General features: G+C 34.4%; 27 protein-coding genes. All 27 read left to right on the forward strand.

Translation table 11 applies throughout. From position 1 onward, the window contains the following. The first annotated feature begins 1 nt into the window (after position 1). Complete coding sequence (locus EPK97_RS06130) at positions 2 to 343, forward strand: 2Fe-2S iron-sulfur cluster-binding protein (RefSeq protein WP_162035720.1); 342 nt, start codon at positions 2 to 4, stop codon at positions 341 to 343. A 41-nt stretch (positions 344 to 384) separates the two neighbouring features. Next, entirely contained in the window at positions 385 to 1,107 is a 723-nt protein-coding gene (locus EPK97_RS06135; protein ID WP_162035721.1) for a hypothetical protein, read from the forward strand. 239 nt (positions 1,108 to 1,346) lie between these two features. Further along, positions 1,347 to 2,825 carry a stage IV sporulation protein A gene (spoIVA, locus tag EPK97_RS06140; protein ID WP_162035722.1) on the forward strand — a complete coding sequence of 493 codons (1,479 nt, stop codon included), beginning with the start codon at positions 1,347 to 1,349 and terminating at the stop codon, positions 2,823 to 2,825. A gap of 275 nt (positions 2,826 to 3,100) precedes the next feature. Next, complete coding sequence (locus EPK97_RS06145; RefSeq protein WP_162035723.1) at positions 3,101 to 3,373, forward strand: HU family DNA-binding protein; 273 nt, start codon at positions 3,101 to 3,103, stop codon at positions 3,371 to 3,373. 181 nt (positions 3,374 to 3,554) lie between these two features. Further along, positions 3,555 to 3,773, forward strand: coding sequence for a trp RNA-binding attenuation protein MtrB (gene mtrB / locus EPK97_RS06150; RefSeq protein WP_162035724.1), 219 nt, complete (start codon positions 3,555 to 3,557; stop codon positions 3,771 to 3,773). An 84-nt stretch (positions 3,774 to 3,857) separates the two neighbouring features. Beyond that, positions 3,858 to 4,388 (forward strand): hypothetical protein, encoded by a 531-nt coding sequence (locus EPK97_RS06155; RefSeq protein ID WP_162035725.1) that lies wholly within the window; start codon positions 3,858 to 3,860, stop codon positions 4,386 to 4,388. A gap of 108 nt (positions 4,389 to 4,496) precedes the next feature. Then, positions 4,497 to 5,348, forward strand: coding sequence for a heptaprenyl diphosphate synthase component 1 (locus EPK97_RS06160; protein ID WP_162035726.1), 852 nt, complete (start codon positions 4,497 to 4,499; stop codon positions 5,346 to 5,348). Positions 5,349 to 5,360: 12 nt separating this feature from the next. Continuing rightward, the gene (locus EPK97_RS06165; RefSeq protein ID WP_420826779.1) at positions 5,361 to 6,083 is read left to right on the forward strand and encodes a demethylmenaquinone methyltransferase; all 723 of its coding nucleotides are present in this window, start codon (positions 5,361 to 5,363) and stop codon (positions 6,081 to 6,083) included. Beyond that, positions 6,083 to 6,952 carry a UbiA-like polyprenyltransferase gene (locus EPK97_RS06170; RefSeq protein ID WP_162035728.1) on the forward strand — a complete coding sequence of 290 codons (870 nt, stop codon included), beginning with the start codon at positions 6,083 to 6,085 and terminating at the stop codon, positions 6,950 to 6,952. Before EPK97_RS06165 ends, EPK97_RS06170 begins: the two co-directional genes overlap by 1 nt. Continuing rightward, positions 6,952 to 7,587, forward strand: a complete 636-nt coding sequence (locus tag EPK97_RS06175; protein WP_162035729.1) for a UbiX family flavin prenyltransferase — start codon at positions 6,952 to 6,954, stop codon at positions 7,585 to 7,587. The genes EPK97_RS06170 and EPK97_RS06175 overlap by 1 nt, the downstream gene beginning before the upstream one ends. After that, positions 7,562 to 8,419 (forward strand): menaquinone biosynthetic enzyme MqnA/MqnD family protein, encoded by an 858-nt coding sequence (locus EPK97_RS06180; RefSeq protein WP_162035730.1) that lies wholly within the window; start codon positions 7,562 to 7,564, stop codon positions 8,417 to 8,419. Before EPK97_RS06175 ends, EPK97_RS06180 begins: the two co-directional genes overlap by 26 nt. A 24-nt stretch (positions 8,420 to 8,443) precedes the next feature. Next, on the forward strand, positions 8,444 to 9,418 hold the full coding sequence (gene hepT, locus EPK97_RS06185) for a heptaprenyl diphosphate synthase component II (protein WP_162035731.1): 975 nt from the start codon (positions 8,444 to 8,446) through the stop codon (positions 9,416 to 9,418). A gap of 72 nt (positions 9,419 to 9,490) precedes the next feature. Beyond that, the gene (ndk, locus tag EPK97_RS06190) at positions 9,491 to 9,934 is read left to right on the forward strand and encodes a nucleoside-diphosphate kinase (protein ID WP_162035732.1); all 444 of its coding nucleotides are present in this window, start codon (positions 9,491 to 9,493) and stop codon (positions 9,932 to 9,934) included. A 7-nt stretch (positions 9,935 to 9,941) separates the two neighbouring features. Then, entirely contained in the window at positions 9,942 to 10,727 is a 786-nt protein-coding gene (locus EPK97_RS06195) for a CheR family methyltransferase (RefSeq protein ID WP_162035733.1), read from the forward strand. 219 nt (positions 10,728 to 10,946) lie between these two features. Beyond that, positions 10,947 to 11,099 (forward strand): hypothetical protein, encoded by a 153-nt coding sequence (locus tag EPK97_RS21360; RefSeq protein ID WP_170295473.1) that lies wholly within the window; start codon positions 10,947 to 10,949, stop codon positions 11,097 to 11,099. Between the two features lie 190 nt (positions 11,100 to 11,289). Then, positions 11,290 to 12,453 carry a chorismate synthase gene (gene aroC, locus EPK97_RS06200; protein WP_162035734.1) on the forward strand — a complete coding sequence of 388 codons (1,164 nt, stop codon included), beginning with the start codon at positions 11,290 to 11,292 and terminating at the stop codon, positions 12,451 to 12,453. 2 nt (positions 12,454 to 12,455) lie between these two features. Then, positions 12,456 to 13,550 carry a 3-dehydroquinate synthase gene (gene aroB / locus EPK97_RS06205; protein ID WP_162035735.1) on the forward strand — a complete coding sequence of 365 codons (1,095 nt, stop codon included), beginning with the start codon at positions 12,456 to 12,458 and terminating at the stop codon, positions 13,548 to 13,550. A 7-nt stretch (positions 13,551 to 13,557) separates the two neighbouring features. Beyond that, positions 13,558 to 13,926: a chorismate mutase gene (gene aroH / locus EPK97_RS06210; protein WP_162035736.1), complete on the forward strand. Its 369-nt coding sequence runs from the start codon at positions 13,558 to 13,560 to the stop codon at positions 13,924 to 13,926. Positions 13,927 to 14,278: 352 nt separating this feature from the next. Beyond that, the gene (gene trpE, locus EPK97_RS06215; RefSeq protein WP_162035737.1) at positions 14,279 to 15,808 is read left to right on the forward strand and encodes an anthranilate synthase component I; all 1,530 of its coding nucleotides are present in this window, start codon (positions 14,279 to 14,281) and stop codon (positions 15,806 to 15,808) included. Positions 15,809 to 15,853: 45 nt separating this feature from the next. Then, positions 15,854 to 16,891, forward strand: coding sequence for an anthranilate phosphoribosyltransferase (gene trpD / locus EPK97_RS06220; RefSeq protein WP_162035738.1), 1,038 nt, complete (start codon positions 15,854 to 15,856; stop codon positions 16,889 to 16,891). After that, a complete protein-coding gene (gene trpC / locus EPK97_RS06225) occupies positions 16,881 to 17,669 on the forward strand; it encodes an indole-3-glycerol phosphate synthase TrpC (RefSeq protein WP_162035739.1) in 789 nt (262 codons plus the stop codon). Before trpD ends, trpC begins: the two co-directional genes overlap by 11 nt. Further along, on the forward strand, positions 17,666 to 18,373 hold the full coding sequence (locus EPK97_RS06230) for a phosphoribosylanthranilate isomerase (protein WP_162035740.1): 708 nt from the start codon (positions 17,666 to 17,668) through the stop codon (positions 18,371 to 18,373). Before trpC ends, EPK97_RS06230 begins: the two co-directional genes overlap by 4 nt. Further along, a complete protein-coding gene (gene trpB / locus EPK97_RS06235; RefSeq protein WP_162035741.1) occupies positions 18,366 to 19,571 on the forward strand; it encodes a tryptophan synthase subunit beta in 1,206 nt (401 codons plus the stop codon). The genes EPK97_RS06230 and trpB overlap by 8 nt, the downstream gene beginning before the upstream one ends. Beyond that, entirely contained in the window at positions 19,558 to 20,364 is an 807-nt protein-coding gene (gene trpA / locus EPK97_RS06240; RefSeq protein WP_162035742.1) for a tryptophan synthase subunit alpha, read from the forward strand. The genes trpB and trpA overlap by 14 nt, the downstream gene beginning before the upstream one ends. Before the next feature lie 82 nt (positions 20,365 to 20,446). Then, the gene (gene hisC / locus EPK97_RS06245; RefSeq protein WP_162035743.1) at positions 20,447 to 21,538 is read left to right on the forward strand and encodes a histidinol-phosphate transaminase; all 1,092 of its coding nucleotides are present in this window, start codon (positions 20,447 to 20,449) and stop codon (positions 21,536 to 21,538) included. Between the two features lie 42 nt (positions 21,539 to 21,580). Then, entirely contained in the window at positions 21,581 to 22,672 is a 1,092-nt protein-coding gene (locus tag EPK97_RS06250; RefSeq protein ID WP_162035744.1) for a prephenate dehydrogenase, read from the forward strand. A gap of 576 nt (positions 22,673 to 23,248) precedes the next feature. Beyond that, positions 23,249 to 23,839, forward strand: coding sequence for a sigma-70 family RNA polymerase sigma factor (locus tag EPK97_RS06255; protein WP_162035745.1), 591 nt, complete (start codon positions 23,249 to 23,251; stop codon positions 23,837 to 23,839). The last annotated feature ends 1 nt before the right edge of the window (position 23,840 follow it).

The following is a 23,840-nucleotide window of genomic DNA, read 5'->3' on the forward strand; positions in this document are numbered from 1 at the left end:
AATGGCAGAAGTCATTTTTTTACCACGAAATAAAATAATTAAGGTGAAGGCAGGTACTTCTTTGTTAGACACAAGTATACGTGCTAGAGTAGTCATTCCAGCTAGATGTGGTGGCAAAGCAGCATGTTTGATGTGTAAAGTTAAAGTGGATGACCCTACAACTCTTTTGCCTTTGACTCAAAGTGAAAAGACGAAATTGAGCCAAGAGCAAATTTCTGAAAATATACGATTAGCTTGTCAAGCAAAAGTATTTAATAAAAAAGTAATTGTGAGCATACCAGAAAGTCCTTTGAATAAAGTAGTTCAAGCGCAATTGAAAAATGAAAATAATAATGATCTCTAAAATACATCAATAATAATGGAGGAAGGACGAAGGAAAAGTAGATGAATAAAATAAGTCACGGTTTTATGTGTTTGATCCTTATCTTACTTACTTCAGGATGTTTATATCCAGATGATATGAGAGGAGATAAAAGTACAGGTGCAATCAAAGAATCGATTACATTAGTTCAAACAGCTGTTGATGCGTACCAACAAGCTTCAGGTGGATTACTTCCTATAAAAAATAGTGAGATGGATACACCAATTTATGAAAAATATATCATTGACTTTAATAAGTTAAGCGCCTATATTGGTCAAACTCCTGCAGTTGCATTTGAGAATGGAGGCAATTATTATTTTGTATTAGTAAATGTTGAAGAAGACCCAGCCGTTAAATTAATGGATATCGTCTCTTTTCAAAAGATAAATGCACTTGAAAGGGAAATTTTACTATATATTAGTAGTAATAATGGAGCTTTGCCTAAAAGTGAGGAAATATATGAAAACTGGTATAGTATTGATTTTAGTTTATTAGGTCAAAAAAGATTGCAAATCAAAAGCCCTTATTCAGAATCATATTTAAGCCCTATCGTACATACCTCAGGTATTGTAAAGATTGATTATGGTATAGATATCATGAAAATGATAGAAAATTACGGTGAAGAGAATATAAGTATGAATCAAGACTTGCGAGCATTATTAATTGAAACCTCAAACTTTGTACCAGTGAAATCAAATCCTTATGATTGGAAGAATGAGGAACCTATTATTCGCAATACATTTTAAAATCGCTCATAATAATGAGTGGTTTTTTTTGGTTTTTCCTTAATATATATGTTTTGGCTAAATAAAGCATATTTTTTCATAGCAATCATATATTTTTCAGTGAATATTGTTTATAAGTAATTTTATGCGTAAAAAAATAGGCTGGATTGTTCAAAAATTCAGTCATATTCATTTTTTTGCTACATATATTGTTACTAGTCCAATTGAATGTACGATACCTTGTATAGGAGGGGATCTTTTTGGAAAAAGTGGATATTTTTAAGGACATCGCAGAAAGGACAGGTGGGGATATTTACTTAGGGGTTGTTGGTGCGGTTCGAACTGGTAAATCTACTTTTATTAAACGATTTATGGAAACCATCGTATTACCAAACATCTCAAACGAGGCTGACAGAGTCAGAGCTAAGGACGAATTGCCTCAAAGTGCTTCTGGTAGAACGATCATGACAACAGAACCTAAGTTTGTTCCAAATAATGCAGTGAAGATTACTGTAGATGAAGGTTTAGACGTTAATGTGCGTATGGTAGATTGTGTTGGATATGCTGTTGTAGGCGCACATGGGTATGAGGATGAGAATGGACCTAGAATGATTAATACACCGTGGTTTGAAGATCCAATACCATTTCAAGAAGCAGCAGAAATAGGTACTAGAAAAGTTATTCAGGAGCATTCTACATTAGGTGTTGTCATTACAACAGATGGGTCTATCACAGATATTGATAGAGAATCTTATGTTGAAGCCGAGGAACGTGTGATTAATGAGTTGAAGGAAGTAGGGAAGCCTTTTATCTTAATTGTAAATTCAACTCAACCAGATCATCCTGATACACATCAACTTTGTGAAGATTTGTCGCACAGATATGATATTCCTGTGATGCCAATGAGTGTAGACTCCATGGGAGAACGAGAAATGACTTCTGTGTTAAGAGAAGTACTATTTGAGTTCCCAGTTCATGAAGTGAATGTGAATCTGCCAAGCTGGGTGATGGTTTTGGATGAAAATCACTGGCTAAGAACGAATTTCGAAGAAAGTGTTAGGGAGACAGTGAAGGATATTAGTAGACTACGAGATGTGGATCGAGTAGTTGGGAATTTTGAAGGATTTGACTTTATTGATAGAGCGTCTTTAGCAGGTATGAATATGGGGCAAGGTATAGCTGAAATTGATCTATACGCTCCAGATGAATTGTATGATCAAATTCTAATGGAGGTCGTTGGTGTAGAAATCAGAGGCAAAGATCATTTGCTTCAATTGATGCAGGAATTTAGCCATGCGAAAAGAGAGTACGATCATTATGCTGAAGGCATTGAGATGGTGAAAGCAACTGGATATGGTATAGCTGCTCCACCTATAGAGGATATGACTTTAGAAGAACCTGAACTTATCCGACAAGGATCAAGATTTGGAGTGCGTTTAAAAGCGGTGGCTCCATCCATACATATGATACGTGTGGATGTAGAATCGGAGTTTGCGCCAATTATAGGCACGGAAAAACAAAGTGAAGAACTGGTAAGATATTTAATGCAAGATTATGAAGATGACCCTGTTAGAATATGGGATTCCGATATCTTTGGCAGATCATTACAATCGATTGTGCAAGAAGGTATTCAAGTAAAACTAGCGATGATGCCAGAGAATGCAAGACATAAACTTCAAGAAACTTTAGGAAGAATTACGAATGAAGGATCTGGGGGCTTAATAGCTATCATTTTATAGACATTATTATGAAACCCAGTACTAGATACTGTGAAAAAAACCGATTTTCCTAAATAAAAGGGTTAAATCGGTTTTTTGCTCTTTCCTTTTTCAAAAGGAAAATGTATAATATATTAGGATTTGGAAGAATTTCAAATTCAATTTGTATTATTCCTTGTGTGTATATCAGCATAAAATGGAGTGTTTTTAACATTTTTCAATGTTTATATGTATATTTTTATTTAAAAAGGTTAACACAAATGATAATATAATATTTTTGGGAGGAGGTGAAGAACTTGAATAAATCTGAATTAGTTACTAAGGTTGCTGAATCAACAGAACTTCAAAAGAAGGATGCATCGAAAGCTGTTGATGCGGTTTTCCAAGCCATTTCAGAAGCATTACAAAGCGGAGATAAAGTACAATTAGTTGGATTCGGTAATTTTGAAGTTCGTGAGCGTTCAGCAAGAAAAGGTCGTAATCCTCAAACAGGAGAAGAAATTGATATCGCAGCTAGTAAAGTGCCGGCCTTTAAACCAGGTAAAGCTTTAAAAGAAGGTATAAACTAATAAATACATATCTTACAGCTATTTATTAAAAACCGTTGTATCTAATTTGATACAACGGTTTTGATTTCTCTTTAAGAATTTTTATAAATCTTCTAAATGAGTATCTGCATTTATTCTAGGTTATTTGTAAATATGATATAATTCTGAAATGGTGAGTAATTGAAAAGATTGGAGGCGTATCATGCAGAGAATAAATGATGAATACGTTATAATTAAAGCAAATGAAGATGGCGTAAACGTAATCGGATTAACAAGAGGTCAGGACACGAGGTTTAATCACACTGAAAAACTAGATAAAGGTGAAGTGATGATCGCTCAATTTACAGAGCATACATCTGCTGTAAAGGTTCGAGGTAAGGCAACAATTCAAACAAAACATGGAATAATTGAAAGTGAATAAAATTTTTTATTAGCAGGCAGGCATAGCCTGCCATTTTTGTTTGTACAATGGGATATAAGGAAGGAAAATTAGGAGGAGAATGATGTGAAATGGAATCGGATATTCCTTATCTCAATGATTATGTTGATCACCCCATTCGTATTGTCAACTTTTTTTCATTTGGAATTTAATGAGACTGTTTCTAAATTCAGTGATAAAAAAGAGGTAATTAATGAAGTCGTTCAATTATCAGAAAGCAATATTGTTGATTTTATGAGTGATCTACCTATTCAAAATAATCTTAGTAAGGTAGGTTGGGATCATTCTACATTATCCATTGACTTGAATATCTCTGGACAAGTGAAGGACCCTAATCTGGTTTATAGAGATTTATATACCATCATCCAATTGGGATTTGAAGAGACTTCAAATGTAAAATTAATTTTAATCAGAGTGTTTGACTATGAACAGTTAAATGGAGGTCATCAAAAGCTTTTAATGACAATTGACGCAAATGCAGGTCGTTGGTCAAAAGAGATGGATCAGATTGAGAGTAGTTACAAAGAGCTGTTGACCGCATTCTTCAAGCTGAAAACTACGGATTATTGGGAACAATGGATTAATGGCATCTCTTAATACCATTGAGTTCATATATGAAATTGTATTTTGGTAAAGTGCGTGTGTTAGACGGATATGATATAATGATTTAGATTTTAATATTGTAATGATTTCGGAGGCAGTTAAATGGATGGTTATTTAGTTCCTGAACTAGCAAAAAAAAGTATGCAATACGATATGATTCAAAAACATACGGATCTTCCAACTTTTCCGTATTCTCGCTCAAGGTTGCTTTATATTTTTCTAAATAAGCATTCAACTTCAGATAAAATTTCTGAGTTGTATACATTGGTTACCTCATTAATACAGATGGGGATGGATACTCATGATCTAGTTGATATCGGAGAAGAGCAGATTGAGATGAAAAAGATGCGTACAAGACAACTTAGAGTGTTAGCTGGGGACTATTTTAGCAGTAAATTTTATCACCTATTATCTCAGGCGGGACAGATAGATACCATCCATTCCTTATCTCACGCTATTAGTGAGGTAAATCGATTAAAAATAAATTTATATATGAAAATGAAAAAATTTAAATTAACTGCTGAGGATTACTTTCAGCACTGCATAGATATTAAATCACAGTTATATCTTATTTTTTCTAACTATATGGACGAAGTGTTGCGAAAACAATGGCCAGACATTTTAGCTTCTATAACAAAATGTGAGCTTATTACTGAAGAAATTGACAAGTTGAATCAGATTAAGGATTTAAAGGGGAGCTGGGCTTATTGGTATATTTTAAAACACGCAACGATTGAAGAAATGGAAATGTTAAAAGAAGATAGTTGTAATAAATCTTTGATACAATCCGTTTTATTGAAATATAATATCAGAGCTAAACTCCATCAAATGTTAGAGAAACAGTGGAAAGATGTGAGTGAAAAAGTCAATAATATAAAAAATGAAAACATTAAAAATGAATTGGAAAAAATAGGACAACCCTTTATTTCATATTTATCTGCTTCTAAAGTTTAACGAAAAAAGGTGATTAAATTGGAAGGAAACGCAAAGAAAGAATTTGTGCACTCTGTATTTGAAAATATTGCACCTAAGTATGATGTAATGAATGATATTATAAGTTTTAGACGCCATAAAGCATGGCGTAAATTTACGATGAAAAAAATGAATATGAAGCCAGGCGAGACAGCGATTGATTTATGCTGCGGCACATGTGATTGGACAATTAGTATGGCAGAGGAAAGTAAAAATGGGAAAATTGTTGGTCTTGATTTCAGTTTGAACATGTTAGAAATGGGTAAGAAAAAAGTATCATCTTCTGGGTTGGATGATCAAATTGACTTAGTGCACGGAGATGCAATGGAGTTACCATTTGAAGATAATTCCTTTGATTATGCGACAATCGGTCTTGCACTTCGAAATGTTCCTGATCTCAGGCAAGTTCTTAAAGAAATGAGAAGAGTTGTTAAACCGGGTGGACAAGTTTATTGTTTGGAATTATCAAAACCTACTTGGCAGCCTTTTAAATCCATATATTATTTTTATTTCAATAGAGTTCTTCCTTTAATTGGAAAATTAGTAGCCAAAAAATATGAGCAATACAAATGGCTGCCAGAATCGTTGATCACATTTCCTGATCATAAGGAACTTGCGAACATATTTAAGGAAATTGGTTTAAATAAGGTTCAAGCCTATCCTTTAACTGGAGGGATTGCAGCACTTCATATTGGTACAAAGGGGAAATCAGAGTGATGTTAAAGAAAACTAAAGTATTTCTTGAGATGATTAAGTTTGAACACACGATATTTGCTTTGCCTTTTGCTTTTATGGGGGCTGTTTTAGGATCATATATGATGAATGGTCATTTACCTTCCTGGGTACAAATCGGTTGGATTATTTTAGCAATGGTTGGGGCTAGAAGTGCTGCAATGGGATTAAATCGAGTGATAGACAAAGTTATAGATGGTAAAAATCCGAGAACTGCAGCAAGAGCTATTCCAGCAGGTTTACTCTCTTCTAAAGAAGTGATACTATTTATTGTTTTGTCTTTTGCTTTATTGTTTTTTGCTTCGGCAAAATTGGATCCATTAGCTGTTAAATTGTTACCAATTGCCGTATTTTTCTTAGTTTTTTATTCATATACAAAAAGATTTACTTGGGCATGTCACTTTATTCTTGGCTTTACCATAGCTTTAGCTCCTTTAGGCGGCTGGATAGCCATTACCGGTGATATTAATATAACTGCAATCATTTTATTTGTTTCTGTAGCTTTATGGACAGCTGGATTTGATATCATATATGCTTGCCAAGATATAGAATTTGATCGAAAAGAAGGGCTATTTTCCATACCAAGTTCATTTGGAATAGCAAATGCACTAAAAATTGCCAAACTCCTTCATTTCATAACAGCCATAGGATTAGTGAGTATTATGTTTTTAGCCAATTTAAGCTGGTGGTATTTAGTCGGAACTATTATTGCGGCTTTATTGTTGATTTACGAACATCAACTTGTTAAACCAAATGATCTGTCTAAATTAAATGCAGCATTCTTTACAATGAATGGTGTACTGAGTGTCATCGTTTTCGTATTCACGTTAATTGATTTGGCGGTGCTAAAATAATGAGTCAATCGATTGAAACTGATAAAGAATGGATTGTAGGAATTACAGGAGCTAGTGGGGCTATTTATGGTGTGCGGTTATGTGAGGTTTTATTAGAGTTAGGATATCATGTTAAAATCTTAATTACAGATGCTGGCTGGCGTGTTCTCAAAGAAGAATTAAACTGGAACGTATCTCAGAGACAAGAGACACTAAATAAACATTTTTCATTATTTCCAGGGGAATATTCTTATTTTCCAATTCAGGATATTGGAGCTAGTATTGCCAGTGGTTCTTATCAAACAGAAGGCATGGTTATTATACCATGTTCTATGGGGACCTTAGCAGGGATATCACATGGAATGTCGGATAATTTGATGGAACGTGCAGCTGATGTTATGTTAAAAGAAGGACGAAAATTAATCGTCGTACCTAGAGAAACACCCCTTCATATGATACATTTGGAAAACATGCTCAGATTATCAAAGGCAGGTGCAACCATCATACCTGCAATGCCTGCTTTTTATTATAAACCTAAAACACTTGATGATATCGTTTCATTTTTGGTGGGTAAAGTTTTAGATATGATGGGGATAAAACATAATATGTTTACTAGATGGGGAGATTTAGATGAGTCGAAAAATGGATTTGATTAAAATAGGGGAAATTAATTACACCAATATATGGCCTATATTATATCATTTTCCTAAAAAGAAATTTGAAAATCAAATACAATTTGTATCGGGTGTGCCTACGAAACTTAATAAAGCTCTATCAGAAGGAGAATTAGACATGGCCCCTATTTCTTCTTTTGCCTATGCAGAATCATTTCGAAATTATGTGTTATTTCCTGATTTATCTGTAAGCTCTTTTGGTAAAGTGAATTCAATTTTATTATTTCATAAAAAACCATTAGAGCAAATTGTGAATCGAAAAATTGCACTCCCAACAACTTCAGCAACCTCTGTTAATTTGTTGAAAATTATTATTCATAAATTTTATCATGGAAATCCTGAATATTGTTACTCCACTCCTCAATTAGATGAAATGATGAAGGAAGCAGAAGGTGCATTGTTGATAGGGGACGATGCCATTCAAGCTAAATGGGCGAATTCACAGTATGAAGTTACAGATTTAGGTGAGCTTTGGACGAACTTAACGGATAGTTGGATGACATTTGCAGTTTGGGCTGTTCGAAAAGATATCGCTGATCATAATCCTAAAATGGTTCAACATATATTTAGTTTACTAAAGCAGAGTAAAGAGTTTGGTTTAAATGATAAAAAAGAGATGATCAAAGAGGCACAAGCTAGAATTGGGGGATCAGAGTCATTTTGGATAAAATATTTTTCTGAATTAAGTCATGACTTTGGACAATTACAAAAAAATGGGTTAAAGTTATATTATCAGTTTGCAAGAGAGATGAATCTCATACCAGAGCAAGTCCCCATTCAAATGTGGACAAACCAAGCGTTATCGAAATTATAAAATCTTGATGTTATAGGAGATATAATGAAGCTAATAGACATCTACGCACGTTATAAAAAAGATATTCAATATATAGAGAGTGAACTTGAAAGAAGTATTCAATCCAATCATGACGTTTTAAATGAAACCTCACTACATTTGTTAAAAGCAGGAGGAAAGAGAATTCGTCCTGTATTTGTATTGCTTTCAGGAAAATTTGGAAACTATCATTTAGAAAATTTGAAAAATGTTGCAGCTGCATTAGAACTTATTCATATGGCAACCCTAGTTCATGATGACGTGATCGATAATGCAATAACCCGCAGAGGCGAACAAACCGTTATGGCAAAATGGGATAACAAAATCGCTATGTATACAGGAGACTATATATTTGCTAAAGCTTTAACTGTGGTCACTCAATTAGAAAATCCAAAAATACATCAAATCTTATCCAAATCTATCGTTCAGATGTGTATTGGTGAGATGGAACAAATACGTGATTTCTTTAATACAGATCAATCTGTTCGCCATTATTTACTTCGAATTCGTCGAAAAACGGCATTGTTAATTGCGATTAGCTGTCAGTTAGGGGCTTTAGCTGCCGAAGCACCTAAAAAGGTGGTAAGAACTCTATATTCATTTGGTTACAATGTAGGTATGGCTTTTCAAATAACGGATGATGTTTTGGATTTATGTGGGACTGAAAAACAGATAGGAAAACCACCAGGTAGTGATATTAAACAGGGAAATATTACACTACCAATGATATATGCTCTACAAGAAAAGGATTTGAAAGAGTCTTTATTATCACTTATAAATAGAATAAAACAATCAGAGGACCAGTCAGATGTGAACGAGTTCATCCAACTGATTCGTAATAGTGGAGGCATTGATAAAGCAGAAACCTTGGCAAATCGTTATATACATAAAGCAGTTAAACAATTAGATCAATTACCTGATATAAAAACAAAAAAGCATTTACATGAAATTGCAGACTTTGTTTTGAGTCGTAAATACTAACTTATGACAAGGTAACTTTACCTTGTCGTAATTTTGCATTTACTTATATATCACATTAGTGGAGGGTTAAACATGGAAAAAACATATTTAATGATTAAACCAGATGGGGTTCAAAGAAGTGTTATGGGTGAAATTATCACTCGATTTGAACAAAAAGGTTTTCAACTTTTAGCTGGGAAATTCACTGTTCTAAGTAAGGAACAAGCAGAAAAACATTATGAAGAACATAAAGAAAAACCTTTCTTTGGTGAGTTAATTGATTTTATCACTTCTGGACCTGTTTTTGCGATGGTTTGGGAAGGGGATAATATCATTGAAATTTCTAGAATGATGATTGGAAAAACGAACCCTGTGGATGCTCAACCAGGTACAATTCGTGGTGATTTTGCTGCACACATGAGTTTAAATATTATTCATGGTTCAGATAGTAATGAAAGCGCTGCAAGAGAAATAGAAAACATTTTTAATGAATCAGAATTAGTATCCTACGAAAAATCCTTAATGTCTTGGATCTAAATCTCATATGTTAGATTTAGATAAGGATTATCGCTTATTTATTGGGAATCTAAAGCAACATATAAATGTTGATCTATCCCAGTATAAAGAAACACAAATGAAACGTAGACTTACTATGTTAAAAAATAAAAGAGGCTATGTAAATTTTCAGGAATATTTAAAAGACATATTAAAACATCCTGATTTAATGGATGAGTTTTTAGACCGTATGACCATAAACGTATCTGAGTTTTGGAGAAATCCAAATCGCTGGAGTTTATTGGAGAAAAAATACATTCCTGAACTACTAACTCAAAAAGAACAGCTTGTATGTTGGAGTGCAGGCTGTTCCACAGGGGAAGAGGCTTATACGCTTTCCATGATTTTTGCTGAACAGACTCAGTCTTCTAGATATAAAATTATTGCTTCTGATTTAGATGAACGTGTGCTGGAAAAAGCAAAAGAGGGTAAGTATGATGAACGCTCTTTACGTGATTTACCAGAAAAATATTTTAAATACATTAAAAAAGAACAGTCTTTATATAAAGCAGCTGGTCAATTACAAAAAAATATATGTTTTGAAAAAAAGAATCTTTTATCAGATCCTTTTGATACTCATTTTGATTTGATTATTTGCCGTAATGTTATGATTTATTTTACGAATGAGGCAAAACATTTACTGTATCAGAAATTTTCTAATGCTCTAAAACCAGGTGGTATTTTATTTGTAGGGAGTACAGAGCAAATTTTTTCGCCTAAAGATTATCAACTTGATACAGAGGATATGTTCTTTTATAGGAAGATGACCAATTGATTGCCCTTTCCCCACCTAAGTGAATTACTCTTTTGTGCGACTTACTAGAAAAGGATGTTCTGATGTCGACGTTGGGCACAAGGATGTGGTTGATATTAGTCGAGGTACTCTAAAACTAATGTGGAGTACAAAAGAGTAATCACTTTATTACGAATAAAAGATTCCAAGTTTACCCATACTATTCCTAATGGGAGTACACTATACTTGGAGGGTTCTCTTATGGATAAAAGAAAGGTGATAGAAGCTTATCAACGGGGGTTTCTAACCACTCAGGAATGTGCTCAAATCTTAGGATTAGATTCAGTAAAGATTATGAGGCTTGTTCATGATTCAAATTGGTCGGATCAGCAAAAAACACAAAAAGTGAGATAAAGATATAAAAATAAGCTAATATTAGGATAGAAAGTTTTCATCCTAATAAAAAACACGTCAAGCAAAATAGCTAGCGTGTTTTTTGCTTTCTTGTCAACTGTACTCAACTATACTATAATTATCAACATGAATTCTAGGAATGGAAGACGGACATTCGTCATGTGGAAAAAAATGAAGGGGGATTTAATGAGTGAGATATTTAACAGCCGGTGAAACACATGGACCTCAGTTAACTGCAATTATTGAAGGTATGCCAAGTAATTTGAAAATTAATTTTGAAGAAATAAATAGAGAGTTGCAGCGACGTCAAAAAGGGTATGGACGCGGTAGAAGAATGCAAATTGAGAAGGATGCAGCAAACATAGTAGGTGGAGTAAGACATGGGAAATCTACAGGAGCTCCAATTGCATTAGTTGTAGAAAATAAAGACTGGACACATTGGACAACAGTGATGAATATAGAGCCAATTGAAGGATCAGACGAAGAAAAAAGACGCGTGCATAGACCTCGTCCAGGACATGCAGACCTCAACGGAGGCTTGAAATATAATCATAAAGATTTAAGAAATGTACTTGAACGTTCTAGTGCTAGAGAAACGGCAGCAAGGGTAGCGGTAGGTGCTGTTGCAAAACAACTTCTTGCTGAATTCGGAATTAAAGTTGCAGGTCAAGTTATTCGTATAGGGGAAGTGGAAGCGAAAGTCCAAAATATTCCAATTGATGAATTGATCCGTGTCACAGAAGAATCTCCAGTAAGAGTAGTAGATAAAGAAGCAGAAGCAAAAATGATTGCTCATATTGATCAAGTGAAAAAAGAAGGAGACTCCATTGGTGGTATTGTGGAGTGTATCATAGAAGGTGTTCCGATTGGTCTTGGAAGTCATGTTCAGTGGGATCGCAAGTTGGATGGACGAATTGCCCAAGCTGTTGTATCCATCAATGCTTTTAAAGGCTGTGAGATTGGGATTGGTTTTGAAGCAGGCTCAATTCGAGGCTCACAAGTACATGATGAGATTTTATATACCCCAGAAAAAGGGTATCATCGTAAGACGAATCGTTTAGGTGGATTTGAAGGTGGCATGACTAATGGTGAACCCATAGTTGTTAGAGGAGTAATGAAACCTATTCCTACATTATACAAACCTTTGGCAAGTGTAGATATTGATACAAAGGAACCATTTACAGCTCAAGTTGAACGTTCTGACAGCTGTGCTGTACCAGCTGCTAGTGTAGTTATGGAACATGTTGTAGCATGGGAACTAGCAAGTGCATTGATGGAAAAATTCGGTGGAGACTCCATTGAAGAGGTTCGTAATAATATAAATAATTACTTAGAGCAGTTGGAGCGTTACTAAAAATGAAACAATTACTTGTTGATTTGGGCGATCGTTCCTATCCTATATATATCGGTGATGGCATTTTAGATCAAATAAGTACTTATTTTGGGAAGCATCAGATTAACCCTCGCTCTCCACTAATGATTATTACAGATGACAATATTGCTCCTTTACATTTAAAGAAAGTAAAAGATCATTTACATGAGAGTGGCTATAAAGTTTGTGAATATATCGTTCCTGCTGGTGAGACTTCTAAATCTTTAACGATGCTTGAAAAAATTATTGGAGTTGCTTTAGATGCAGGTTTAGATCGGAAATCATCTATAGTTGCTTTGGGTGGAGGAGTGGTCGGAGATTTAGCTGGATTTGTAGCTGCAAGTTTTATGAGAGGAATCCCTTTTGTACAAATTCCAACAACTATTCTCGCTCATGATAGCAGCGTTGGCGGAAAGGTTGCAGTGAACCATCCGAAAGCAAAAAACATCATTGGAGCTTTCCATCAGCCCCAAATGGTTTTATATGATACTTCAACTTTAAAAACTCTTCCTGAGAGAGAAATTAAAGCAGGGTTATCTGAATTAATTAAACATGGTCTCATATGGGATGCTAAATTTGCAGAGTGGAATCATACAAACGCAGAAAAATTGTTAGCATTAGATACTGAAGCACTGGAATATGCACTATACAATGGATGTAAAATTAAAGCTCATGTTGTATCTGAAGATGAACGTGAAAATGGACTAAGAGCAATCTTAAACTTTGGACATACGATCGGACATGCTTTAGAAGCGGTATCGAACTACAATGAACTTTTACACGGTGAAGCGATAGCAATTGGCATGGTTGGCGCGGCAAAGTTATCTGTACACCTTGGATATCCAGAGCGTATTTACAAAGAAACAAAATCTGTTTTTAAAAAATATGGTTTGCCTATTCAAATTCCAAACCATTTAAATGTGGATGAGATTATGGAAGCTATGTTACATGATAAAAAATTTAGTGAAGGACAAGTAGTGTTTACAATATTAAAAGATATTGGAGAAGCGCATATTCAAAGAGGAATATCCATAGATTTGATTAGAGAGATAGTTGAACACTTAAGATTGGAGGAATAAATAAAATATGTATGTTAGGGGAATACGAGGAGCAATTACGGTAGAGCATAACGAGGAGACCGAAATATTAGATGCTACTTCTGAATTATTAAAAACGATTATAAAGGAAAACGATGTGAAACCTGATGACATTTGTAGTGTGTTTGTCACGGTAACACATGATATTACTGCAACGTTTCCTGCTAGAACGATACGACAAATGAGTGGATGGGAGCTTGTACCTTTGATGTGTTCACTGGAAATCGATGTACCTGGAAGTTTGCCTAGATGTATTCGTTTAATGGTTCAGATCAACACAACAAAACAACAAAATGAAATGAAACATGTTTATTTGAGCGAAGCAACAAAACTTCGTCCTGATTTAAAACCAAGTTGACTTATTTGTTTTTCATAGTGTATATTAAATTTAGAATAGTAGAGTTTAGTTAGATGAGAATAGATGGATCTTTAGTCCAAAGTAGAATAGATGAGATTTTTAAATATAGTGCCCCATTTTCTATAATTACAGAAGCTATGAAAACAAGTTTATTATTTTTTGATTGTCAATTTATGTAACTTTGTTTTTTTGAATTTTTTGTAATTATTAAATTGAAGTGAATTGTTTCTTTATTTGGGGTATATTAAAACGGACTATTTTTTCATAATTCATATGACAAACCTCTGCTATGTTAAAGCAGAGGTTTTTTGATATTTTAAGATCTTATTGCATCAGAAGGAGTTGATCATGTATGTATTATCCAAAAATAACAAAAGTGAAGGAACTAGCAAGAAAATATAATTTAATACCCATTGTACGTGACATATTAGCTGATATTGAAACCCCAATACGAGTTTTTAACCATTTTCATCAAGAGAGAAATGCTTTTTTATTAGAGAGTGTTGAGGGAGGGGTAAATTGGGCTAGATATTCCTTCATAGGTAAAAATCCATTCTTAATTATCCAAGGTAAAAATGGAAACATAACGATTAACAAACATGGTAAAAAACAAAATGTGAAAGATCAGCCTATTGAAGCTTTGAAACAACTGCTTAGTTCATATTCTAGTCCGGCATTACCTGATTTGCCAAGATTCACAGGGGGAGCAGTTGGCTTTTTTGGATATGACTTATTACAATATTACGAAAATCTCCCTGCACATGACATCGATGATTTGCAAATGAATGATATACAATTTATGTTTTGTGACGAAGTGATTGTTTTTGACCATTTTAAACAACAGGTAAAAATTATTGCTAATGTACATGTGCCAAATCAGGCAACAGAAATGGAAATTGAGAGAGCATATAGTGAAACATGCAGACGTATTGATGAGACTATTTTAAGATTACAAGAACCTTTAGCAGTGCCACCGATGGCGCATAATCAAATACCTGATGTAGATTTAGAACGTATACAATCTAATGTAACCAAAAATCAATTTATGAATAATGTGGAAGCAGCAAAGGAATACATTCGGGCAGGAGATATTTTTCAAGTTGTGCTTTCTCAAAGGTTTGAAATTGAAACAGAAATTTCACCATTACATGTATATCGGGTGCTTAGAACCATGAATCCTTCACCATATATGTATTATTTAAAAATGGAAGATGAGATCATTGTAGGAACTTCTCCTGAATCTCTAGTGAGAGTTGAAGGAGGTCGTGTCCAAACTAAACCGATTGCAGGTACGAGACCAAGAGGGGAAACAGAAGAATTAGATTTACAGTTCGAAAAGGATCTTCTTTCTGACCCTAAAGAATTAGCTGAACACCTTATGTTAGTTGACTTAGGTCGAAATGACATCGGACGAGTGGCAGAGTTCAGTACTGTAGAATGTGATACGTTTATGGAAATAGAAAGGTATTCACACGTAATGCATATAGTATCCAACGTGTCTGGAAAACTTAGAGACGACAAAGATTTTTTTGATGCTTTTATTTCTTGCTTACCAGCAGGAACAGTATCAGGTGCTCCTAAATTAAGAGCGATGGAAATTATAGCTGAATTTGAAAATGAAGCTAGGGGAGCTTATGCAGGGGCAATCGGTTATTTAGGGTTTTCGGGCAATTTAGATACCTGTATTACCATTCGTACGATTATTTTTAAAAATGGAAAAGCTTATGTGCAAGCAGGTGCTGGTATCGTGTGGGATTCAGTTCCAGAAAAGGAATATGAAGAAACAGTCAATAAGGCAAAAGCACTGCTTAAAGCAATTCGATTGGCTGAGGTGTGGTTTAACAAAGAGCAATCTAATCTAGTGAATCAGGATTATTATTAATAAAATTTATATTTAAAAATTTTTATTTTGTCGAGGGGGAGTAGTATGGAAACGAATGTGATCAAAGATGTGTTGTCAAAATTGTTAGATGGAAACCATTTATCTAAAGATGAAGCTCGACAAGTGATGGAAGAAATGATGGAAGGTCGTGCAACAGGAGTACAAATCGGAAGCCTTTTAACTGCGTTAAGAATAAAAGGAGAAACGATTGAAGAAGTTACTGGTTTTGCTGAAACGATGAGGAGCAAATCCTACAGAGTTCAGACCACGAATCATCCATTGTTAGATACATGTGGAACAGGTGGGGATGGTGCGAATACGTTTAATATTTCCACAGCATCCGCCATTGTAGCAGCAGCAGGTAATATCCGTGTTGCGAAACATGGCAATCGTGCCATGTCTAGTAAAAGTGGAAGTGCAGATGTACTTGAAGCATTAGGAGTAAATATTAATCTAGATCATAATCAAGCACAAATATGTATTGATCATGTGGGTATATGTTTTATGTTTGCACAAAAATATCATGAATCCATGAAAAATGTTGCAACGCCAAGAAGAGAGCTTGGCTTTCGTACTGTATTTAATATGTTGGGTCCTTTAACGAACCCTGCAAATGCAGATCGACAGCTAATGGGGGTATTTGACCGTAGCAAAACGGAGCTTATTGCTTCTGTTTTACGTGAATTGGATTTAGAAAGAGCACTTGTCGTTTCTAGTTATGACGGATTAGATGAAATTAGTATCTCAGCTCCTACTCAAGTAAGTGAATTAAAAGGTGGAATTATAAACACATATGATATTACCCCAGATGATTTAGGGCTTGAGGGTTATCCCGTAGAAGAAATAGCAGGTGGAGATGCCTTAGAAAATGCAGAAATCATACGTTCTGTTTTTAAAGGCGAAAAAGGAGCTCGTAGAAATATTATATTGGCAAATGCAGGGGCTTGTTTTTATGTATTTGATCACTGTTCATCCCTACAGGAAGGTGTCAAAATCGCTGCCAATATAATTGATAGTGGGGAAGCATTTGCGAAACTAGAGGAACTAGTGCAATTTACAAAGGAGATAAGCCATGATTCTTGATCAAATTGTAGCAACGAAAAAAGAAGAAGTTGAACGTTTAAAAAGTGCATTTTCCATAAGGAATTATAAAAACATTATTTCGACCTTACCTCCTTGTAAAGGATTCGAAAAAGCGCTAACGAAAACTAAAAATAGATCTATGGGTTTGATTGCAGAAGTCAAAAAAGCATCACCTTCCAAAGGTTTAATTCGTGAAGATTTTAACCCTGTTGAAATCGCAAAAAGTTATGAAAAAGCTGGAGCGGACTGCCTCTCCGTATTAACTGATGAGCAATATTTTCAAGGATCTATAAAGTATTTAAAGCAAGTTAGAGAAGTAGTGAATCTCCCCCTTTTGAGGAAGGAATTTATTATTGATCCTTTACAAATATATGAGGCCAGAATTATTGGAGCAGATGCGATTCTTTTAATAGCAGCATTACTAACGATGGAACAGATGCGTGAATTAACAAAATTATCAACTGATTTAGGAATGGATACATTGATAGAAGTTCATGATTTAGAAGAATTAGAACAAGTTCTATCATTGGATGTATCTTTAATTGGGATCAACAACCGCAATCTAAAAACCTTTGAAACAGACATTCAAACTACGGAAACTTTAATCACACATATTCCGAAAGAGGTGACAGTAGTTAGTGAAAGTGGGATTTCAAATGCATCACAAATAAAACACCTATTGATCAAAGGTGCTGGAGCAGTACTTGTAGGTGAACATTTTATGAGACAAGATAGTGTAGAACTGGCAGTAAATCAGCTTATGGGAGATAGATCATGAATAATCTAGTGGTAAAAATTTGTGGGATTTTAGATGTGCCAACAATTGAATCGATGTTAAATCTACCTATTGATTATATTGGTTTTGTATTTGCAAAAAGCAGGAGACAAGTAACACCCGGGCAAGTAGCTGATATGATTCAAGCTTTAGGAAATCATCATATCAAGGTTCCAGAAACCGCAGGTGTTTTTGTCAACCCAAGTGAACAAGAACTCGAAGAAACGGTTAGACATGCATCATTGGATATCATACAATTACATGGTCAAGAGTCACCTGAATTTTGTAAATGGGTGAAGCAATCTCTAAATGTAAAAGTATTTAAAGTTTTTTCAAACTTGCATCAGATTGTGATGAGGGATGATTCAACCAACTCATATGAACAAGTTGATGAAGAATGTTCAAAACTACTAAATCCATATGTAAATCAAATTGATGCGTTAATGTTGGACACTTATGATCCAGTTGTTGGTGGTGGAACTGGAGAAACCTTTAATTGGGAATTGATTCCAATTGTTCAACGATGGACGAAGAAAAATAATGTCCCTTTGATCGTTGCAGGAGGACTAGATGTAGATAATGTAAGGTCATTAATTTCAACTTATGCTCCAGATGGAGTGGATGTATCAAGTGGAGTTGAAACCAATCGAATAAAAGATGTCAAAAAAATAAAAACCTTTGTTGAAAGGGTGAGAGTAAATGTTTAATGTACCAGATGCACAAGGAAGATTCGGAAAATTCGGAGGGAAATACGTTCCAGAAACATTAATGAACGCGCTAATTGAGTTAGAAGAAGCATACAAACACTACTCAAAGGATCAAGAATTTCAAGATGAAATCCGTTATTTATTAAAACAATATTCTGGACGTCCCACTTCGTTATATTATGCTGAAAGATTGAGTGAACATCTCGGTGGTGCCAAGATTTATTTAAAACGTGAAGATTTAAATCATACAGGAGCACATAAAATTAATAACACAATTGGACAAGGTGTGCTCGCAAAAAGAATGGGTAAAAAGAAAGTTATAGCTGAAACTGGGGCTGGTCAGCATGGTGTAGCTTCAGCTACCGTAGCTGCATTATTAGGTTTGGAATGTAAAGTTTTTATGGGTGAAGAAGATACCAAAAGACAACAGCTCAACGTGTTTCGTATGAACTTATTAGGAGCAGAAGTGATACCAGTTACTTCAGGAACCCGTACCTTGAAGGATGCTGGGAATGAGACCTTACGATATTGGGTTAGCAATGTTCATGATACATTTTATATTTTGGGTTCTGTAGTAGGTCCTCATCCATATCCGATGATGGTACGTGATTTCCAAAGAATTATTGGTGAAGAAGCTAGAAAACAGATTATTGATGCAGAAGGAAAACTACCAGATACAGTGATTGCTTGTGTAGGTGGTGGGAGTAATGCAATAGGTATATTTCATCCATTTGTTAATGACTTTAGCGTGAAATTAATTGGTGTTGAAGCTTCGGGTAAAGGTGTTCATACTGATCAACATGCAGCAACGATGACAAAAGGAACACATGGGGTGTTCCAAGGTTCTATGAGTTATTTATTACAAGATGAATTCGGACAAGTTCAACCAGCTCATTCCATTTCAGCAGGTTTAGATTACCCTGGCGTAGGTCCCGAGCATGCCTATTTGAAAGATACAAAAAGAGCAGAGTATGTTCCCATTACGGATGAAGAAGCCTTGGAAGCATTAAAATTGTTAAGTAGAACAGAAGGCATCATTCCAGCTTTGGAAAGTGCTCATGCGATTGCTCAAACGATGAAAATCGCTCCCATAATGGATAAGGACCAAGTGATAGTTGTTAGTTTATCTGGGCGTGGAGATAAAGATGTTGAGTCTATTATGCATTACTTAGAGGGGGACCATTATGAATCTGATTGATCAAAAATTTAATGAACTTAAAAAACAGGACAAAACCGCTCTAATTCCATTTTTAACGATGGGAGATCCTGATATAGAAACCTCCATTCAAATTATTAAAGAATTAGAAAAGGCTGGAGCTGATATTGTTGAATTAGGCGTTCCTTATTCAGATCCGTTAGCTGATGGTCCAGTGATTCAAAGAGCTTCTCAACGAGCACTGAAACATAATATCAACATCCAAAGCTGTTTGGAAATTGCAAAAAAAGCTAGACAAGAAAATGTATCTCTACCATTTATACTTTTCACGTACTATAATCCTGTTTTGCAATTTGGACTTGAATCTTTTTTTGAGAAATTACAGGTACATCAAATTAGCGGAGTCATTATACCTGATCTACCGATTGAAGAAGATGAAGAAGTCAGAGCTATATCTGAACGATATCAAATTCATCTCGTACCACTTGTGGCACCAACGTCAAAAGATAGAATTACTAGTATCTCAAAAAAAGCAGCGGGATTTGTATACTGTGTGTCTTCATTAGGTGTAACGGGAGTTCGTTCATCCTTTTATGATGGCATTGATGATTTTATATCTCTTGTAAAACAATCAACTGATTTACCAGTAGCTATAGGTTTCGGGATATCTACAAGTGAGCAGTTTTCTAAATTTGCAAAGAACTGTGATGGTGTTGTAGTAGGAAGTGCAATCGTTCGTAATATAGAGGAACAACTACCGTTACTGCAATCTGAAGAAACGAAAGAAAAAGGGCTATTGCAAATTCGTGAATTTGTGGCACAATTAAAAGAATAGTCTTGTTTTAAAAAGATATCTGCCCTTAGTAGATGTGTTTTACTTTTGTGTGTAAATTTATTGATTGAAGAGGTGAAGCGGTATGCATCCAAAGTCCAATATTGTTCATTTACCAGTTTATAAACCTGGAAAATCTACCGACGAAGTAAAAACAGAATATGGTTTAGAAAAAATCATTAAACTTGCTTCAAATGAAAATCCATATGGTTTTTCTAGCAATGTAAAAGAAGCTTTAATGACAGAATTTGAGAATACAAATATATATCCTGACGGTGCTAGTACAAAACTAATTGAAAAGTTAAGTGAGTTTTATAATGTATCTCCTAATCAATTGATTATTGGAGCAGGTTCAGATGAAGTCATATTAATGATTGCACGTGCCTTTCTTGTAAAAGGAGACGAAACCATTATGGCGACTCCTACATTTCCACAATACAAACATAATGCTGAAATCGAAGGGGCAGTTTCTATTGAAGTTCCTTTAAAAGAAGGAACACATGATTTAAATGAAATGTTAACAAGAATCTCAACGAATACAAAGATCATTTGGATTTGTTGCCCAAACAATCCAACAGGAACCATAAATCATCATGAAGAAGTGAAAAGCTTCCTCTCTAAAGTACCAAGTGATGTGCTTGTCGTATTTGATGAAGCATATGCAGAATACAATGAGCAGAATGAATTTCCTGACAGTTTGTCGCTATTAAAACAATTTAAAAACTTCGTTGTTTTAAGGACTTTTTCAAAAATTTATGGATTAGCCTCTCTAAGAATCGGTTATGGAATTGGACATCCAGATGTTATTCATACGATCAATCAAGTGCGAGAACCATTTAATACTACAAGTTTTGCTCAAACTGCTGCATTAGCGGCAGTAGAAGATCAGGATTTTATTAAAGATTGTCGTAAGAAAAATAAAATAGGTTTAGCTTATTTAACAGACCAGTTTAAGAACATGGAGTTATCCTACTATCCTGCATATGGAAATTTTGTGATGGTTGATGTAAAAAAACAGGCGGATCAAGTTTTTCAAGGTTTACTCCAAAAAGGGATTATCGTTCGTGGTGGTCACCAACTTGGCTTTCCTACCTCTTTACGTGTTACGATAGGATCACAAGAACAAAATGAAGAGTTCATAGAAGCATTAAAATCAGTATTAAAAGAAGTGAATTAATTCTAATGACATCTTTGAATTCATAGAAAAAGAGTGAATATAATGACAAAAATTACAATATTTGGTGTAGGTTTAATTGGAGGGTCGCTTGCTTTATGTTTTAAGGGTAAACCGAACATAAAAGTAGTAGGTCATTCAAACAATCTTAAATCCGTCCAAAAATATCTAGAAAAAGAAGTCGTTGATGAGGCGACTACATCTATAGAAGAAGCAGCACTGGATTCAGATTTTATCTTTCTTTGTGTGCCAGTAGGATTGTTGGAGGATTATTTGGTAAAATTAAGTAAACTTCCTTTAAAAGCGAATTGCATCATAACCGATGTAGGCAGTACCAAAGAGTCCATTACATCTTGTGCTAGATCTATTTCTCTACAAAATGGTTATTTTATCGGGGGTCATCCGATGGCAGGTTCAGAGCGATCAGGAGTTGATGCTGCGTCCTCATATTTGTTTGAGAATGCATTTTATGTGCTTACACCTGATCCTGAAGTCCCTGATCCTATTTATCAAAAACTAGAGGATTTATTAACCTATACAAAATCACAAATTATTAAAGTAGATGCTTCCACACATGATGATATTGTTGGTGCAATCAGTCATTTACCGCACATTATAGCAGTTTCCTTAGTTAATCAAATTTCTAAGTATAATGATCAGAATGATCTGTATGAACGTCTGGCTGCTGGTGGATTTAAAGACCTTACACGTATTGCTTCAGGTGACCCTGTAATTTGGAGGGATATTTTATTAAATAATAAAAATATCTTATTACATCTCTTGAATGATTGGCAGATGGAGATTTCAAAATTTGTTGACTTATTAAAAATGGATGATGGTCAAGGTGTTGAGGATCAATTTAAATTTGCAAGTGATTTTCGAAGTAAACTTCCTGAACGTAGAAAAGGAGTGATCACATCACTTTTTGATGTTTATGTTGATATACCCGATCATCCTGGTGTAATTGGACATATTACCTCTGAATTAGGTAATCGTAAAATTAGCCTGAAAAATATTGAAATTATCGAAAGCCGCGGTGAAGTTCCAGGTATTTTAAGGCTATCATTTAGAGATGAAGATGATTTAGAAAATGCTGTACATGTGCTGAAAATATTATCTTACTCAGTCCATTTTTAAAAATATAATCGTATCGTGCTCGTTACTAAATTTAAAAAGTAACGAGCCAATTTTATTCGAATTTTTTTGCTTTTAAGGGGATTGGAAAATAAGATGTTGACAAAATGAAAACGTATACATTATACTATTACTACAGTATGGTTTCTCTCCACTCCTATCCAAATATAAGCACATGGAATATGTGCAGCCACCTTCTAAATGAAGGTGGCTTTTTTTTGCCTCTTTTTGTGTGAGTTTCATCAAGTATTCTCATGGGATTGTAACTTTTTTTTTTGAAAGTCATGTTATAATAGTGAAAATAACGTATGATTGAAGTAGTTAAGCGCTTGAAATTTTTTCTAATATGGTTTAAAATTAAATCTTTGCCACAGTTACAATATTAAAGAAAAATGTTAATTTTTATCTGAATACTAGATTCTAAATACATATTTATGTGAATGAATTAATTTTAAATGAATACATTTTTTAAGAATACATGAAAGATTTTTTTAATAAAACAACGCAACTTTTTATCCCTAGTGTAGTAAAAATATATATACACTGGGGAGGAGTTTTGAACTAGGGGGTACGCTTATAGTGACTGATTCCCAGTTGATCAGAGATATAAAAGATGGAGATACACAACTATACTCAATACTAATTAAACGTTATGAGCGTAAAATTTATTCATTTATTTACAATATGTTGAAGAGCTCAGGTTTGGAGAGTTCATCTGAAGATTTATGTCAGGATACATTTTATAAAGCATATCGTAGTTTGAGTACATTTAGGGAAGTAGAGGCTTCTTTTTCTACTTGGTTGTATACTATTGCTAGAAATACCGTTTTGAGTGAACTTCGTAAACATAAAAACACAAAGGTATCTATTGATGATGATAGTGGATATATTCCATTAGCAGCTTTTGATACAATGCCTGAACAATCGATTCTAAGGAATGAAAAAGTTTCCTTGGTAAGAGAAGCTATAAATAATTTACCTGAAAAACAAAGATCTGCACTTATATTAAGAGAATACAATCAACTAGACTATCAGGAAATTGCAAACATATTAGGTCAAACAATTAGTTCAGTAAAATCGTTGCTGTTTAGAGCTAGGGTTAGTGTGAAAAATCAATTGGAACCATACTTTCATGAACCTAAATATGAGGAGTATGAGGGGATGAAATAAA

The organism is Chengkuizengella sediminis (genome assembly GCF_010078385.1).
Classification (GTDB): Bacteria; Bacillota; Bacilli; order Paenibacillales; family KCTC-33759; genus Chengkuizengella; species Chengkuizengella sediminis.